The 13,702-nt window shown below is 45.0% G+C and carries 15 protein-coding genes and 2 pseudogenes; 4 read left to right on the top strand and 13 right to left on the bottom strand.

The features are described 5' to 3' along the window. Positions 1–100: 100 nt before the first annotated feature. A complete protein-coding gene (locus tag ABLC00_RS19225) occupies positions 101–1,237 on the bottom strand; it encodes a DUF3883 domain-containing protein (RefSeq protein WP_000080860.1) in 1,137 nt (378 codons plus the stop codon). A gap of 50 nt (positions 1,238–1,287) precedes the next feature. Next, positions 1,288–1,515, bottom strand: coding sequence for a hypothetical protein (locus tag ABLC00_RS19230; RefSeq protein ID WP_000248278.1), 228 nt, complete (start codon positions 1,513–1,515; stop codon positions 1,288–1,290). A gap of 23 nt (positions 1,516–1,538) precedes the next feature. Between ABLC00_RS19230 and ABLC00_RS19235 the strand changes: the two genes are divergently transcribed. Continuing rightward, positions 1,539–1,730, top strand: coding sequence for a hypothetical protein (locus ABLC00_RS19235; RefSeq protein WP_000951934.1), 192 nt, complete (start codon positions 1,539–1,541; stop codon positions 1,728–1,730). A gap of 481 nt (positions 1,731–2,211) precedes the next feature. Here the strand turns inward: ABLC00_RS19235 and ABLC00_RS19240 are convergent, their stop codons facing one another. From ABLC00_RS19240 to ABLC00_RS19250, 3 genes and pseudogenes are all read right to left on the bottom strand, one after another. Then, positions 2,212–2,754, bottom strand: coding sequence for an AAA family ATPase (locus tag ABLC00_RS19240; protein ID WP_000587837.1), 543 nt, complete (start codon positions 2,752–2,754; stop codon positions 2,212–2,214). A 12-nt stretch (positions 2,755–2,766) separates the two neighbouring features. Beyond that, a complete protein-coding gene (gene aac(3)-IId / locus ABLC00_RS19245) occupies positions 2,767–3,627 on the bottom strand; it encodes an aminoglycoside N-acetyltransferase AAC(3)-IId (RefSeq protein ID WP_000557454.1) in 861 nt (286 codons plus the stop codon). A 105-nt stretch (positions 3,628–3,732) separates the two neighbouring features. After that, positions 3,733–4,236, bottom strand: a pseudogene (locus ABLC00_RS19250) (Tn3 family transposase); the annotation flags it as partial. Between the two features lie 197 nt (positions 4,237–4,433). On the opposite strand from ABLC00_RS19250, the gene ABLC00_RS19255 reads away from it, so the two are divergent. Continuing rightward, positions 4,434–5,138, top strand: coding sequence for an IS6-like element IS26 family transposase (locus ABLC00_RS19255; protein ID WP_001067858.1), 705 nt, complete (start codon positions 4,434–4,436; stop codon positions 5,136–5,138). A 49-nt stretch (positions 5,139–5,187) separates the two neighbouring features. Here ABLC00_RS19255 and ABLC00_RS19260 read toward each other — a convergent pair. Next, positions 5,188–5,262: pseudogene (locus tag ABLC00_RS19260) on the bottom strand (IS6 family transposase); the annotation flags it as partial. A 129-nt stretch (positions 5,263–5,391) separates the two neighbouring features. Here ABLC00_RS19260 and ABLC00_RS19265 point away from each other — a divergent pair. Then, entirely contained in the window at positions 5,392–6,207 is an 816-nt protein-coding gene (locus ABLC00_RS19265) for an aminoglycoside O-phosphotransferase APH(3')-Ia (protein WP_000018326.1), read from the top strand. 112 nt (positions 6,208–6,319) lie between these two features. Next, the gene (locus ABLC00_RS19270; protein WP_001067858.1) at positions 6,320–7,024 is read left to right on the top strand and encodes an IS6-like element IS26 family transposase; all 705 of its coding nucleotides are present in this window, start codon (positions 6,320–6,322) and stop codon (positions 7,022–7,024) included. Positions 7,025–7,235: 211 nt separating this feature from the next. Here ABLC00_RS19270 and ABLC00_RS19275 read toward each other — a convergent pair whose 3' ends face one another. The 7 genes from ABLC00_RS19275 to ABLC00_RS19305 all read right to left on the bottom strand — a co-directional run bounded on the left by ABLC00_RS19275 (position 7,236) and on the right by ABLC00_RS19305 (position 13,298). Next, positions 7,236–7,529: a type II toxin-antitoxin system RelE/ParE family toxin gene (locus ABLC00_RS19275; protein WP_000221358.1), complete on the bottom strand. Its 294-nt coding sequence runs from the start codon at positions 7,527–7,529 to the stop codon at positions 7,236–7,238. Next, entirely contained in the window at positions 7,519–7,764 is a 246-nt protein-coding gene (locus tag ABLC00_RS19280) for a type II toxin-antitoxin system RelB/DinJ family antitoxin (protein ID WP_000246755.1), read from the bottom strand. The genes ABLC00_RS19275 and ABLC00_RS19280 overlap by 11 nt, the downstream gene beginning before the upstream one ends. 196 nt (positions 7,765–7,960) lie before the next feature. Beyond that, entirely contained in the window at positions 7,961–9,310 is a 1,350-nt protein-coding gene (gene chrA, locus ABLC00_RS19285) for a chromate efflux transporter (protein ID WP_001060713.1), read from the bottom strand. After that, positions 9,307–10,233 (bottom strand): chromate resistance protein ChrB domain-containing protein, encoded by a 927-nt coding sequence (locus tag ABLC00_RS19290; RefSeq protein WP_026055779.1) that lies wholly within the window; start codon positions 10,231–10,233, stop codon positions 9,307–9,309. Before ABLC00_RS19290 ends, chrA begins: the two co-directional genes overlap by 4 nt. 114 nt (positions 10,234–10,347) lie before the next feature. Further along, positions 10,348–10,914, bottom strand: a complete 567-nt coding sequence (locus ABLC00_RS19295) for a recombinase family protein (RefSeq protein WP_000678311.1) — start codon at positions 10,912–10,914, stop codon at positions 10,348–10,350. Between the two features lie 1,455 nt (positions 10,915–12,369). Then, positions 12,370–12,657 (bottom strand): hypothetical protein, encoded by a 288-nt coding sequence (locus tag ABLC00_RS19300; RefSeq protein WP_000908082.1) that lies wholly within the window; start codon positions 12,655–12,657, stop codon positions 12,370–12,372. 2 nt (positions 12,658–12,659) lie between these two features. Beyond that, positions 12,660–13,298, bottom strand: coding sequence for an AAA family ATPase (locus ABLC00_RS19305; protein WP_000585007.1), 639 nt, complete (start codon positions 13,296–13,298; stop codon positions 12,660–12,662). Positions 13,299–13,702: the final 404 nt, after the last annotated feature.

A 13,702-nucleotide genomic window follows, 5' to 3' on the forward strand; every position in this document is an offset into this window, starting at 1 on the left:
CGCTCGCTGACAAAGCAATTTTGCCAACGGCATGGGGAGGCCGCTACTTTTTCAACAGAATCGGCCGCACACAGCCATTCGGCTCAACAGAACCCTGCCTTTACCCCACCAAACTCCGGAAACTCGCCCGGTAGTCCGTCGGCTTGAGATGCACATGTTGGCTGAGGTCGCCGGGTAGCGTGAACAGGCGCGGACCGTCCCGAAACTGGAACACGCGATACAGATGGAATTGATCGCCCGCCTCCTTGGAGAATTCGAGTTCGTTGTGGCTGACCAAGAAAGACGAGCCTACCCCGCCATTGGTGGTTTTCACCTCGATGAAGCGCTCATGGGCGTCCTCTTCGAACGACAGGATGTCGAACCCCGCACCGTCTCCCTGGGTGTCGGACACCCAATCCAGCCGCTGAAAAAGCTCTGGGTGGCCGAGCTCGGTCAGGCGTTGCTGTTCGTAGCCAATCACCCACTGCTCCCCTGCCCGGCCCAGCTTGCGGTTGGCTTCATCGCGAGCGGCATAATCGAACTTTCGCGGTAGGCGTTGCCGTAGAGATGCCGGGGTACGCACAAGCACTTCACGGGCGGGTGGTTCTACCAAAGCCGCTCGGTAGGTTTTGTCACCCGGAAGTTTTACCTCCTCCAGGGCATCGACAAGAGCGCCGACCGTCTGCTGATGTTCCAGAACGTAGGCGTGTACGGATTTACGCAGCAGCAGTTGGCTGTTGCCGCGTGGCTTGTAGCCGTTGATATAGGGCAGGCCCAGGGCATCGAGTACGGCGCTAATGTTCTGGTGCTTGAGCTCGACTGAAGACTTGCTGCGACCGTTCAGCAGTTGGCGCAGTGCCTGGTTGTGCTCGGACTTGTTGTACGGCTCCCCAGCCGCCTCGGCACGCAGCATGTCGAAATAGTCTTCGACCGTGGCCAGGACCTCTTCTTCGGACCAGTCTTCGCCGATGCGAATGATGCGAAACCCGAGCCGCGTCAGCGCCGGAACGACGGTCGCCTCGCCACCGGAGAAGCTGTCAGCAGTGAGCGGGCCCTGCTCGGGAAATTGCTTGCCGAAGGCCACACCGGCGATGGCCTTGGAATCGCAATCGGTGCCGGTCTTCGGATCACGTACCAGGAAGTCGCGGGACTTGCCGTAGCCGTGGCGCGCCAGGAATTTCGTGCGGCCCAGTTGCACGAACTCATCGATGGCAGCCTGCACGGCGGCGGGGCTTCGAAGCTGGGAGAGTTGAGACACAGGGTCCTTCCTTACTGTCATGGTGTGCCGGGAACCGCCGAGCCACGAGATTATGAGTAGCCCCTGAACAGAAACGTCACGATAAAAGCCGTGAACGCCACCAGGCCCATTAAATCCCTTGCGTATTTGCAGCCCGTGCTGTCCAAACCTGTACCAGGTCCGATCAACACGCTCCAACCATTGAGGTACGAAAACACCGCCTGACCGAACAAAAAATGCGTGATAGCCGCCGCAGCCATGACGCCGGAATCGTCAGACAGGCTGTAGCTGTTGACCATTGCCCTGTACGCCTGCATCTGAAATGGCTATTGCCCTGATGGGAGCCGGCTTTTCAGCCACCGACACCAGCGATGCCGTCAATATTCTTTACCCGATAACCATGACCGTACAAGCTAACAAGGCCTGGCAAGCCAGCGGACTTAAAAAGTCTTTTTTTCTACCATCCCACAAAAAAGTTCGTGGTGGAGAAAAGATAAGCTATGCAAGGCTTTAGGAGACGTGGTTTTTCAGGATGACGAAGAACGATTCGGCGCTAGGTGCAACATAGGTGCATCGCACGAGCGCTAGGAACGGCGAAAAAAGGCGGACGTGGCGAAATCGGTAGACGCAGCAGACTTTAAAATTGGAGTGCCCGCGGGGAAATCCGCGGAGTAGAACCGCTCAAAGTCGGGGAACGCTAACGGGCAATACCCTAAGCCAATCCCGAGCCAAGCCCCTTCGGGGGAAGGTGTAGAGACTGGACGGGCGGCGCCTAAAGCCTTCGGGCAATGGCGAAGGGACAGTCCAGACCACGAACGTCATCAGACGGCGGCGAAAGTCGAGGTGGTACGAAAATCTGCTTCTCTGTGAGAGTACGGGTTCGAGTCCCGTCGTCCGCACCACAAAGCCAAACATCCCTGCGATGATCGACCTCTGGGCGTTTGGTCGTGAGCCCGCCACCCTCGCGCTACGCTTTGCGCAGGCGTCGAAGGCGATCAGGTGCGCCCATCGATTCCGTCGAGCACCATCGCTGCGAGTTCATCGCTGGTGTGTGCACCACTATCGAGAACACGGGTTGTGCATGGAAGCCGTTCCCTTGCGGCCAAGCATCGGGCGACATTCGCTAATCGCCACTCTCGAATCTCCGCATTTCGATTCGGGTCAGGATGCATGGTCTGGTTCGCGATCCGGTGACGCAATAGGTCCTCGTTGAGCGTCAGAAAGATGTGCAGCAGCTGATCGTCGATCCGCCTTACCCCGTCGAGTATCTCAGTCAGATAGTCCGGGTGCACGAGCGTCATTGGGATGATGATGTCCTGCGAGTAATTCCTTCGAATCTCCCTGACCGCCGCGATCGTAAGTCCCCTCCACAAGGGGAGATCCTGATAGTCTCCGCTCGCTGGCATGGGGACCGTTTCTTTCACCACGAACCCGATTTCCTCGGGGTCAAAGATCAGCGATTTGGAACGCCGATCGCGCAGCCGCTTAGCGAGCGTCGTCTTTCCGGCGCCGAAAGGTCCGTTGATCCAGATTATCATTGTCGACGGCCTCTAACCTGAAGGCTCGCAAGAGCGCTCGACGGCCTCGTGCGGAGGCACGATCGGAGTGGTTCCGAAATGCTTCTCAAGATAGGTGACGCCGAACGTCACGATGTCCTGCGCGTCGAACAGGTAGCACTGAGCAAAGCCCACGACACCTTCTCGATGGCGACCGAGCTTCACGTAAGCATTTGCTATAGTTTCAACCGCATCCGGCTTTCCTTCGATAGCAAAGCAATCGAGAATGCCGTTTGAATCGTAATCCGATGCCGTTTTCCAGGCGACTTCACCGTCTCTTCCAAGCATCGGCATCTCATACGTCACCCACCGTTTGTTGGGGATATCGGCAACCGCCTCGGCGTAGTGCAATGCGGTAACGGAGTTTAGCGGCGCACCTAACAGCAGGGCCTTCCCGCCAAGGCGAACGAACCGCTCGACGGGCGATCCTTCCCCCAAGGCGTGACCGAGTTCGTGAGGCTCCGTCAGCGTTTCAGCCAGCGGACCAACCGCGACCATCGATGCATCGGGGTGCGCGCTGCGCCGCGCGCCGGGGGCTTGAACCAGAAATTGATTCAGCAGGCCGAACCCACGGTAAGTCCCGGCTGTTGCGGGATCGAACGGCAGCCAGGTACGGCGGGCTTCGTCATCCAGCCGAGCGCCATTCAGAGTCTCCTCGTAGGGTGATCGGTCCCACGACGCGTATCCCATCACAGTGCCAGTCGGCCCAACCGCGGAGCGTAACGCGGCAACGACCGTCTCCGCTCCTCCTTCGACCGGACCAATCGCTTTAAGTGAGGCATGCACCATCAAGAGGTCACCGGTTTGGACTCCGAGTTTTTGAAGCGCCTCCGTTATTGCCTTCCGCGTATGCATCGCGATATCTCCTCTAAGGGGTTCTAGGGATTTTCCCCTCTAAAGTAACATAAATCGCCACAACCCTCGCAGTTAATGGCTTGTGGAGCTGGGTTACCTTTCATTTTAGACTTCATTTTCAACAATAGGCCTAGTTATTTCCTGTAAATCAGGTAGTTTGCGGTTACTAGCGAACTGATAAGTGCCGCTCAGATTAATGTTCTGCCATGCAACGGGTGATACTTGTCGAGTTATTGCTGCTTTTTCCTCGTCACCAACTTCTTCAAAGTGCAGTAATAGATGACTTAGGATCATCGAGTTAAAGTAGATAATAGCATTTGCCGTCAAACGGGCACACTCGTTCCAGACGACTATTTCTGATTCGTTTTTTCCACGGAACTGGTCACGATTGACCGATGCAATAGCTCGCCTGAGGAAATGCCAGGCTTCGCCTCGGTTCAGTGCTCGTTGAACATATTGGCGCAGACTTGCATCATCAATATAATCAAGTAAATATTGGGCTTTGATGAGCCTATTATATTCCGTTAATGCTTGTAATATAGGGTGTCTAGATGGATAACCAGATAATTTGCGTACTAGCAATGCCTGTGTTGTGCGTTTTTCTTGAAGGGGTTCTAGGGATTTTCCCCTCTAAAGTAACATAAATCGCCATACTCACCATATTTAAAGGCATACAAAGGTGGGTTACTTCTCCAAAGTATGGCAAATTATGAGGTTAACAACCCCTTAAACTTAATTTAATTGGCACTGTTGCAAATAGTCGGTGGTGATAAACTTATCATCCCCTTTTGCTGATGGAGCTGCACATGAACCCATTCAAAGGCCGGCATTTTCAGCGTGACATCATTCTGTGGGCCGTACGCTGGTACTGCAAATACGGCATCAGTTACCGTGAGCTGCAGGAGATGCTGGCTGAACGCGGAGTGAATGTCGATCACTCCACGATTTACCGCTGGGTTCAGCGTTATGCGCCTGAAATGGAAAAACGGCTGCGCTGGTACTGGCGTAACCCTTCCGATCTTTGCCCGTGGCACATGGATGAAACCTACGTGAAGGTCAATGGCCGCTGGGCGTATCTGTACCGGGCCGTCGACAGCCGGGGCCGCACTGTCGATTTTTATCTCTCCTCCCGTCGTAACAGCAAAGCTGCATACCGGTTTCTGGGTAAAATCCTCAACAACGTGAAGAAGTGGCAGATCCCACGATTCATCAACACGGATAAAGCGCCCGCCTATGGTCGCGCGCTTGCTCTGCTCAAACGCGAAGGCCGGTGCCCGTCTGACGTTGAACACCGACAGATTAAGTACCGGAACAACGTGATTGAATGCGATCATGGCAAACTGAAACGGATAATCAACGCCACGCTGGGATTTAAATCCATGAAGACGGCTTACGCCACCATCAAAGGTATTGAGGTGATGCGTGCACTACGCAAAGGCCAGGCCTCAGCATTTTATTATGGTGATCCCCTGGGCGAAATGCGCCTGGTAAGCAGAGTTTTTGAAATGTAAGGCCTTTGAATAAGACAAAAGGCTGCCTCATCGCTAACTTTGCAACAGTGCCGTATTTGCAGTACCAGCGTACGGCCCACAGAATGATGTCACGCTGAAAATGCCGGCCTTTGAATGGGTTCATGTGCAGCTCCATCAGCAAAAGGGGATGATAAGTTTATCACCACCGACTATTTGCAACAGTGCCGATAAAAATATATCATCATGAACAATAAAACTGTCTGCTTACATAAACAGTAATACAAGGGGTGTTATGAGCCATATTCAACGGGAAACGTCTTGCTCGAGGCCGCGATTAAATTCCAACCTGGATGCTGATTTATATGGGTATAGATGGGCTCGCGATAATGTCGGGCAATCAGGTGCGACAATCTATCGATTGTATGGGAAGCCCAATGCGCCAGAGTTGTTTCTGAAACATGGCAAAGGTAGCGTTGCCAATGATGTTACAGATGAGATGGTCAGACTAAACTGGCTGACGGCATTTATGCCTCTTCCGACCATCAAGCATTTTATCCGTACTCCTGATGATGCATGGTTACTCACCACTGCGATCCCCGGGAAAACAGCATTCCAGGTATTAGAAGAATATCCTGATTCAGGTGAAAATATTGTTGATGCGCTGGCAGTGTTCCTGCGCCGGTTGCATTCGATTCCTGTTTGTAATTGTCCTTTTAACAGCGATCGCGTATTTCGTCTCGCTCAGGCGCAATCACGAATGAATAACGGTTTGGTTGATGCTAGTGATTTTGATGACGAGCGTAATGGCTGGCCTGTTGAACAAGTCTGGAAAGAAATGCATAAGCTTTTGCCATTCTCACCGGATTCAGTCGTCACTCATGGTGATTTCTCACTTGATAACCTTATTTTTGACGAGGGGAAATTAATAGGTTGTATTGATGTTGGACGAGTCGGAATCGCAGACCGATACCAGGATCTTGCCATCCTATGGAACTGCCTCGGTGAGTTTTCTCCTTCATTACAGAAACGGCTTTTTCAAAAATATGGTATTGATAATCCTGATATGAATAAATTGCAGTTTCATTTGATGCTCGATGAGTTTTTCTGATAGTTAGTCTTTGTAGAGACACAAACCTGAAATTCCGGACACCGCGCTTGGCACTGTTGCAAATAGTCGGTGGTGATAAACTTATCATCCCCTTTTGCTGATGGAGCTGCACATGAACCCATTCAAAGGCCGGCATTTTCAGCGTGACATCATTCTGTGGGCCGTACGCTGGTACTGCAAATACGGCATCAGTTACCGTGAGCTGCAGGAGATGCTGGCTGAACGCGGAGTGAATGTCGATCACTCCACGATTTACCGCTGGGTTCAGCGTTATGCGCCTGAAATGGAAAAACGGCTGCGCTGGTACTGGCGTAACCCTTCCGATCTTTGCCCGTGGCACATGGATGAAACCTACGTGAAGGTCAATGGCCGCTGGGCGTATCTGTACCGGGCCGTCGACAGCCGGGGCCGCACTGTCGATTTTTATCTCTCCTCCCGTCGTAACAGCAAAGCTGCATACCGGTTTCTGGGTAAAATCCTCAACAACGTGAAGAAGTGGCAGATCCCACGATTCATCAACACGGATAAAGCGCCCGCCTATGGTCGCGCGCTTGCTCTGCTCAAACGCGAAGGCCGGTGCCCGTCTGACGTTGAACACCGACAGATTAAGTACCGGAACAACGTGATTGAATGCGATCATGGCAAACTGAAACGGATAATCAACGCCACGCTGGGATTTAAATCCATGAAGACGGCTTACGCCACCATCAAAGGTATTGAGGTGATGCGTGCACTACGCAAAGGCCAGGCCTCAGCATTTTATTATGGTGATCCCCTGGGCGAAATGCGCCTGGTAAGCAGAGTTTTTGAAATGTAAGGCCTTTGAATAAGACAAAAGGCTGCCTCATCGCTAACTTTGCAACAGTGCCTTTTTATCTTGTGCAATATAACATGGGTTAACTTCATCCAAAGTAAAAAACTGCGCTGAATGGGCCAGAGCAGAATCCCGGGATGGTTAACTGAGTTCTGATCAAAACAGCATAATCTTGCTGCCTCTACACAAAAATGGGAGCTATAAGCTCCCATTTTTAGTCTTTAATTCGCTTTTTCGCTTCGTCATAAACTATGCTATCAGCTCGTTTTCCGACGGTAATGAGCAGGATAACTACCTGATCATCTTTAACTTGATAGACAAGTCGGACACCAGCTTTTAATAATTTGATTTTATAGCAACCTGCAAGATCGCCTCTAAGCATATTCTTTGGAATATGTGGCTGCTCTATGACTTTGGCTAGTTTCTTTTTAAATTGATCTCGTATAGCAACAGGGAGTTTTTCCCATTCTGCTGTAAAGTCCTTGTGACGTAAAAGCTTATAAGTCATCTAATGTGACTTCCTCAAACATCTCTTTAGGATCATTAATGCGCTTACGGACAAGAGCTAATAATTCTTCATCTTCTTCCGAAAGCAAAGCTTTTTTGACAGGCAGTTTCCCAGTCGTAGCAACATACTCAAGAATACTAGTGAAGAAATCAGTAGGTGCAATACCTTGCTCTTTAAGGATTGAATAAGATTTTTCTTTAAGGGCTTCATCGATCCTGAAGTTAACAGTAGCCATCATATTTCCCAAGTATTTAATGTACTAGGAATATTGTAATGCAAATTGCATTACAAGTCGACTTCGCATAACCACCATTATGTTAAATGGTGAGTGATTTAGTGGAATATTCTTTAATTTTTTATATGAAAGAAGATACCTTGAATCGTGTCAAAAGAAGCATAGATTTTTTATCCATACCTCTAGTGTTCATTCTTTATAGTAAAATTTTAATCGTTAAACCCACTAAAGCAGAACCGATGATGACTCTGAGCACACTTTGATTAAATTTAAATAATGCGACTACAGCTAAAATTGCAATAATGGCAGAGATATAATCAAAATTCCCTTCAAAACCCTGTGGCCAAAGCACGTGGTAACATAAAAAGAGTGCCAAATTTAAAATTACGCCCACCACGGCAGCGGTAATGGCGGTTAAAGGGGCAGTAAATTTAATTTGATTGTGTGTGGACTCTATAACAGGTGCTCCGGCTAAGATAAAGAAAAATGAGAAAATAAAAGTAAACCACGTGACGATGATTGCACCTAATGCACCTGCAATAAATTGATATTCAGCACCCAACAGCGAATGGTTATAAGCTGCTAAGAAGCCGACAAAAGCCACCACCATGATCAATGGGCCGGGAGTACTTTCACCTAGGGCTAAACCATCGATCATTTGAGTTGGGGTGAGCCAGTGATAAAAACCGACAGCGCCTTGATAAACGTAAGGCAGAACAGCATAAGCACCACCAAATGTCAGAAGTGCAGCTTTAGTAAAGAACCAAGCCAGTTGAGTATAAGAATGACTCCATCCCAAAACTGCTGTTAAAGAGATGAGTGGAATTGCCCATAAAAGTGCTGAAATTACAGTTATTTTGATCAGATGAGACCATTTAAAAACAGCATGTTCAGGTGTAGGGGTATCATCATCAATAATTGCACGTCCATAGGATTTTTGACTGGACTGATGTGCATTTAGCTTAAATAAATCAGGATACTTTTTACCGACCAAATAACCCGATATCGCTGCACATAAAACGATTAAAGGGAAAGGAATATTAAAAATAAATATTGCAAGAAAAGCGATAACTGCAATCGCCCATAGAAATTTATTCTTTAATGAACGACTGCCAATACGATACGTGGCATGAAATACAATTGCGGCAACTGCGGGCTTAATGCCATAAAACAAACCGGCAATGATCGGGACGTTGCCATATTTCACATAGACCCAAGACAGCCCAATGAGGATAAAAAGAGAAGGTAGAATAAATAAAACCCCTGCAACGATGCCACCTTTGGTTTTATGCATTAACCAGCCAATATAAGTTGCAAGTTGTTGAGCTTCGGGGCCGGGTAAGAGCATGCAATAATTCAATGCGTGCATAAAACGCTGTTCTGAAATCCATTTTTTTTCTTCAACTAACTCTTGGTGCATAACAGCGATTTGCCCGGCAGGACCACCAAAGCTAATGAATCCCAGTTTTAACCAAAATTTGAATGCTTGCCAAAAGCTGATAGATTCAATTTCTGTTTCATCTATTAAAGATGGCTTATTATTCATGTTAAATTCCTTTGAAAGTCTGCATATAAGCCATCAAAAATATGGTTTGAAAGATGGAGTAATTGATCATCATCTGTGATCGTGCTTCTTAAGCCTTGCAAGATTTTTTCAATGCCTAAGGCTTCGGCAGGCTCATTTCCCCCAACATCTAAAAAATGAACAATTTCAGCGATTTTATTTAAAGCAGGGTTTTGTAATTCAAAGCTATGCATTAACACTTCAAAAGTGACTAGATGATTGATATGGGTAAATTGGGCATCATCAAAATCAAAACCTAAGGTATCTTTGGGGCAATCATTGGGATGCTCTAACCAAATAAATTTTGCCTGAGGGTCTACAAATTTCTGAATGATCCATGCCGATGCCAAACGGTCAACCCAAGGACGCTTTCTGGTTGCCCAGATTTTATTTTGAAAATCTTGCTTGCATAGGACTTTTAATTGCTGTTCAAAATTATTGGGTTCATCGTATTCACCTAACCGGGCAATAACTTGTTCTAATCGGGTGAGTTCATTCAGTGTTTTGCTTTGATGAGTATTTGGGAAAAAATCTATTTCTATCAGTGAATTGAGGTTTTTTCTTAATTTTCGAATCTGTTTGAGATGTTCTTTTTTCTTATTTTCCTCAAGCGTATTTTGTATTTGTGAAATTTCAGTTCTCAGTTCTTCATATTCTCCAGTTCTGTCGAAAAGTTGAGCAAGGTCTAAATGTGCAGGAGGTTCAGTCTGAAAGATATAGGCATGCCCATGTTCATTAAGATGATCATGAACAACAGACTCAAATTTTTCAGAATGTGCTTCGGGTAAGAGGTAAACACCATCTCTTAAAGTTGCTGCACCATTTGACTTTAATGAACGCCAAATTCGCATTCTTGCGGTTGTGCTTTGACTGGGAAGTGATGAGATCAGTAATGATATTTTCATGTTATAAAATCAACAAATTTTGTTTATCTTATAACTATTTTAAAAGATTAAAAATAGTTTTCCTTTAATAAGAATATATGTAAAAGTCATAAAAGATTTGCTAATCCCAATAAGCTATTCACTAACTTGTAAATATCGGTATACCGCCTGACGACTAATCCCAAAAGCTTTCCCTAATGCCATTTTCGATGGATACTTCCCCTCCTTCCATGCTTGTCGTAAAGCTTCAGCTTGGTCAGGCTTTAGTTTATGCACCCGACCTTTGTACTTCCCCTGAGCAGAGGCGAGTTTTATTCCTTCCTTTTGCCGCTCTAAAATGATCTCACGTTCGAACTGTGCAAAAGCACCCATCATTTGAAGCATCAAATTATCCATCGGGGTGGATTCGGCTGTAAAAGTAATATTTTCTTTTACAAACTGGATGGCGATCCCTCGTTTGACCAGTTTATCTACTTCAGTGACCAAATCTTTTAGGCTTCGCGCAAAACGATCCATTGAATGTACAATCACCCTGTCCCCTTCCCGGACATAGTTCAACATTTCCTGAAATTTAGGTCGGTCAGTATTTTTACCTGAAGCACGGTCAACAAAAATCCGGTCGACCTCAATTCCTTCAAGTTGACGTCCAGTGTTTTGCTCGACAGAACTTACCCGGACATACCCTACTTTTTGGCCTTTCACTTTTTCACGCCCCAATTGGATAAAAATGAACAATTTCGTAAATTATAATTCTTTAACACTAAAGTTACATGTTACTTATGATTAAAAATCATTTAAATGATACATAATTTCATGAACTTTCAGATTGTAACTTTAGGGTATGGTCTATTAATACATTTATTATTAGATCACTCTGCTACAAAATTTTAGTTAGACCACCTAAGCAATTTAAGTTTAATAAGTTTAATAAGTTTAATAAGTTTAATAAGTTTAACTGCTATAAAGTGGTATTGTTCACTAGTACACTCATTTATGAAGGATTAAAGGTAACCATCCGATAAAGCACCCAACACATCCCTCGCTTCAGTAGCTTTGCAGTAAGTACTAAATTCAAATCCCGTATGTAGATATATTCGCCTTTTGGATGGAGAACAAGCTCTGCACCACCAAAGCCCACATTTATTACATTGCCTTACCCTGCAACGTTTAATCCATCCATTACAGCAATACTACCCGTTCACATTACTTTATCTCGGCTGATAATCAGCGCAGTAACTTTAGCCAATCTCGCTGCAATTTCCATGTCAGGAATTTGTCCACTTATTCCAATGATGATGAGAACTGCAGCATTGACTTAGATCGCCAGTGCTCAGTACTGGCCATCATGTAGCTTTTATCGCTTTAGCGCCTTAACTTATTTAAGTGGCGTAACTTGCATAACTTATGCATCCTATTTAAGTGATGTAAGTTATAGTATTCCGTGTCAGGAATCTGTCTACTTATCAGCGTCCGCGGAACTGCAGGATTTCTGCTTTGTTGTTCGCAACGAGGGCTAATTCTGGAGTTCCGTATAAGGCATAATCAATAACGACGCCTGATGCGAACATAGCGATTGGGCTGAAACGGAAGGTATCAGGAGCAATCGCTTTGGCAGAATTCCCCAAGGTGCTCACAATAAGATTCACATTGATGAAATCTGGCTTTCTACTCAGCCCATGGATATGCGAGCAGTTACTTATACTGCTCTTTCTCATGTCCTAAAAGCCTTTGACCATGTCAAATCGCAACATTGAGGTTATCTTGTTTTGGAATAAGCGTGGTCATTGTATGAAAGTGTTGATATATGATGGACTGGGTATTCAAAGCTCTACGGTTGGAACAAGCAACATTTCACTGGACTCAAACTCATCATAGTGAAACAATTACAAGCATTGATTCAGAGTTTCGCTTGATAAAGAATTTGACAATGTGCATCAAACATCATGACATCAATTCAGTCAGCCAAGCTGAATAGCCTAGATCCGTGTCTGTGCAGAAAAGGACGCCTTCATATAAAATAACTCAAATAGATAAATTACCACCACACTGCTAGAGCCTGAGCTGAATTTAAAAATATCTATAGGGTTCACCGGGGACTTACAGTAAATTTAACTTGGATAAAAAATATCCCCCTTAAAAAAGTGGGATATTTTTAATTTATTTATTTAATATTTCTTTTAATTCATCTGCACTATATGTCGATAAATTTTCTATAGCTGCTCGAACAATACTTGAACGATTTATTCTTGCATTTTGCCCTTTTACAACCAGCTCATCAATTAGTTTACTAATATCTTCATTGAGAGAAAAAGTGTAACGAATAAATTTTTTTTCACTTGATTCTAAAGCCTTTACCCTCTTTTCTGCACCAGATATAAATGCATCTAACATTTTATCTTGTTCAGTAGGTTCAGGTTTTTTGTTTAGCCCAGTTAAACCAGCCATAGTTATACTCCTAAAAACTCTCTTGCAATACTTTCAATTTCAGCTTTCGCTTTAGGATCACTATTTACTTCAAAAACCGAAAGCCCATTTTCATCTGCATCATCATAAACATTTCGATTTGTTGTGATTGAATTCAATGCATCAATACCAAATGATTTGCATGCCTCTTTTGCATCTAAAATTCTTTGAACTTGAGAAGGAAGAGTTGGACACTGAGTAATAATTGCTCTAGCTTTCAGATTTGGATTTACTGTCTTTGCTAATTTTAAAACTTGTTCCATATGATCTAAAGTTTTTAGATCTCTTCGTTTGGGTCTAAACGGCAATAACATATGTGTAGCTATAGTCATTGCTGAACGTAATGCTTCAGAATCCTGTCCACCTGCATCAATGATAATATCTTGGTATCTTTTATCTAAATCTTTTAAAACTGAACGTATATTCCCTGATGCTTGTACTGATGGAATATTATTTAATTCATCGTTTTCATCTCTTTCTTTGACCCAATCTGTTGTTGTTCCTTGAGGGTCAGCATCTAATAAGAGGACGTCTCTTTGACTTTGTTGTAAGTAAACTGCAAGATTTTGAGCTAAACAGCTTTTACCAGCACCGCCTTTTTCACCACCAACTAAGATAATCATAATTTATGTAAGTTACGTAAGTTTGTTTGTGTATAATTTAACGGTGATTTATGAAGTAATCAACTATCATGAAAAAAAAAATTAAAAAAAAAGTTATCCACAAAAGAATGGTCTTTTTGAATTTATATATATTTATTTAAATTTATTATTTATATCTCTGCTCAAAGCTTGACTAGCAAAGGGATACAGGAAGTATATGTTGACAAATTCCTACCAATAAGTTGACTTTTTCCTGTTTCTGAGTTGACATATTCCTACCAATAAGTTGACTTTTTCCTGTTTCTAAGTTGACAAATTCTGTGCATAAGTTGACAAATTCTTTTATTAAAAATACTTTCATTTGTGGACGTTAAGTAGTATTGTCAATATATCTATTTATAACATTTTCCTTAATATATCTTCCT

The organism is Acinetobacter nosocomialis, from assembly GCF_041021905.1.
Lineage (GTDB): Bacteria > Pseudomonadota > Gammaproteobacteria > Pseudomonadales > Moraxellaceae > Acinetobacter > Acinetobacter nosocomialis.

What these genes read in the sequence shown, in the direction of transcription:
- ABLC00_RS19230 (WP_000248278.1), bottom strand. Translation starts at nt 1,515, where the DNA reads ATGGTCAACAGCTACAGCCTGTCTGACGATTCCGGCGTCATGGCTGCG.
- ABLC00_RS19235 (WP_000951934.1), top strand. Translation starts at nt 1,539, where the DNA reads ATGGCTATTGCCCTGATGGGAGCCGGCTTTTCAGCCACCGACACCAGC.
- ABLC00_RS19240 (WP_000587837.1), bottom strand. Translation starts at nt 2,754, where the DNA reads ATGATAATCTGGATCAACGGACCTTTCGGCGCCGGAAAGACGACGCTC.
- ABLC00_RS19255 (WP_001067858.1), top strand. Translation starts at nt 4,434, where the DNA reads ATGAACCCATTCAAAGGCCGGCATTTTCAGCGTGACATCATTCTGTGG.
- ABLC00_RS19265 (WP_000018326.1), top strand. Translation starts at nt 5,392, where the DNA reads ATGAGCCATATTCAACGGGAAACGTCTTGCTCGAGGCCGCGATTAAAT.
- ABLC00_RS19270 (WP_001067858.1), top strand. Translation starts at nt 6,320, where the DNA reads ATGAACCCATTCAAAGGCCGGCATTTTCAGCGTGACATCATTCTGTGG.
- ABLC00_RS19275 (WP_000221358.1), bottom strand. Translation starts at nt 7,529, where the DNA reads ATGACTTATAAGCTTTTACGTCACAAGGACTTTACAGCAGAATGGGAA.
- ABLC00_RS19280 (WP_000246755.1), bottom strand. Translation starts at nt 7,764, where the DNA reads ATGGCTACTGTTAACTTCAGGATCGATGAAGCCCTTAAAGAAAAATCT.
- chrA (WP_001060713.1), bottom strand. Translation starts at nt 9,310, where the DNA reads ATGAATAATAAGCCATCTTTAATAGATGAAACAGAAATTGAATCTATC.
- ABLC00_RS19290 (WP_026055779.1), bottom strand. Translation starts at nt 10,233, where the DNA reads ATGAAAATATCATTACTGATCTCATCACTTCCCAGTCAAAGCACAACC.
- ABLC00_RS19300 (WP_000908082.1), bottom strand. Translation starts at nt 12,657, where the DNA reads ATGGCTGGTTTAACTGGGCTAAACAAAAAACCTGAACCTACTGAACAA.
- ABLC00_RS19305 (WP_000585007.1), bottom strand. Translation starts at nt 13,298, where the DNA reads ATGATTATCTTAGTTGGTGGTGAAAAAGGCGGTGCTGGTAAAAGCTGT.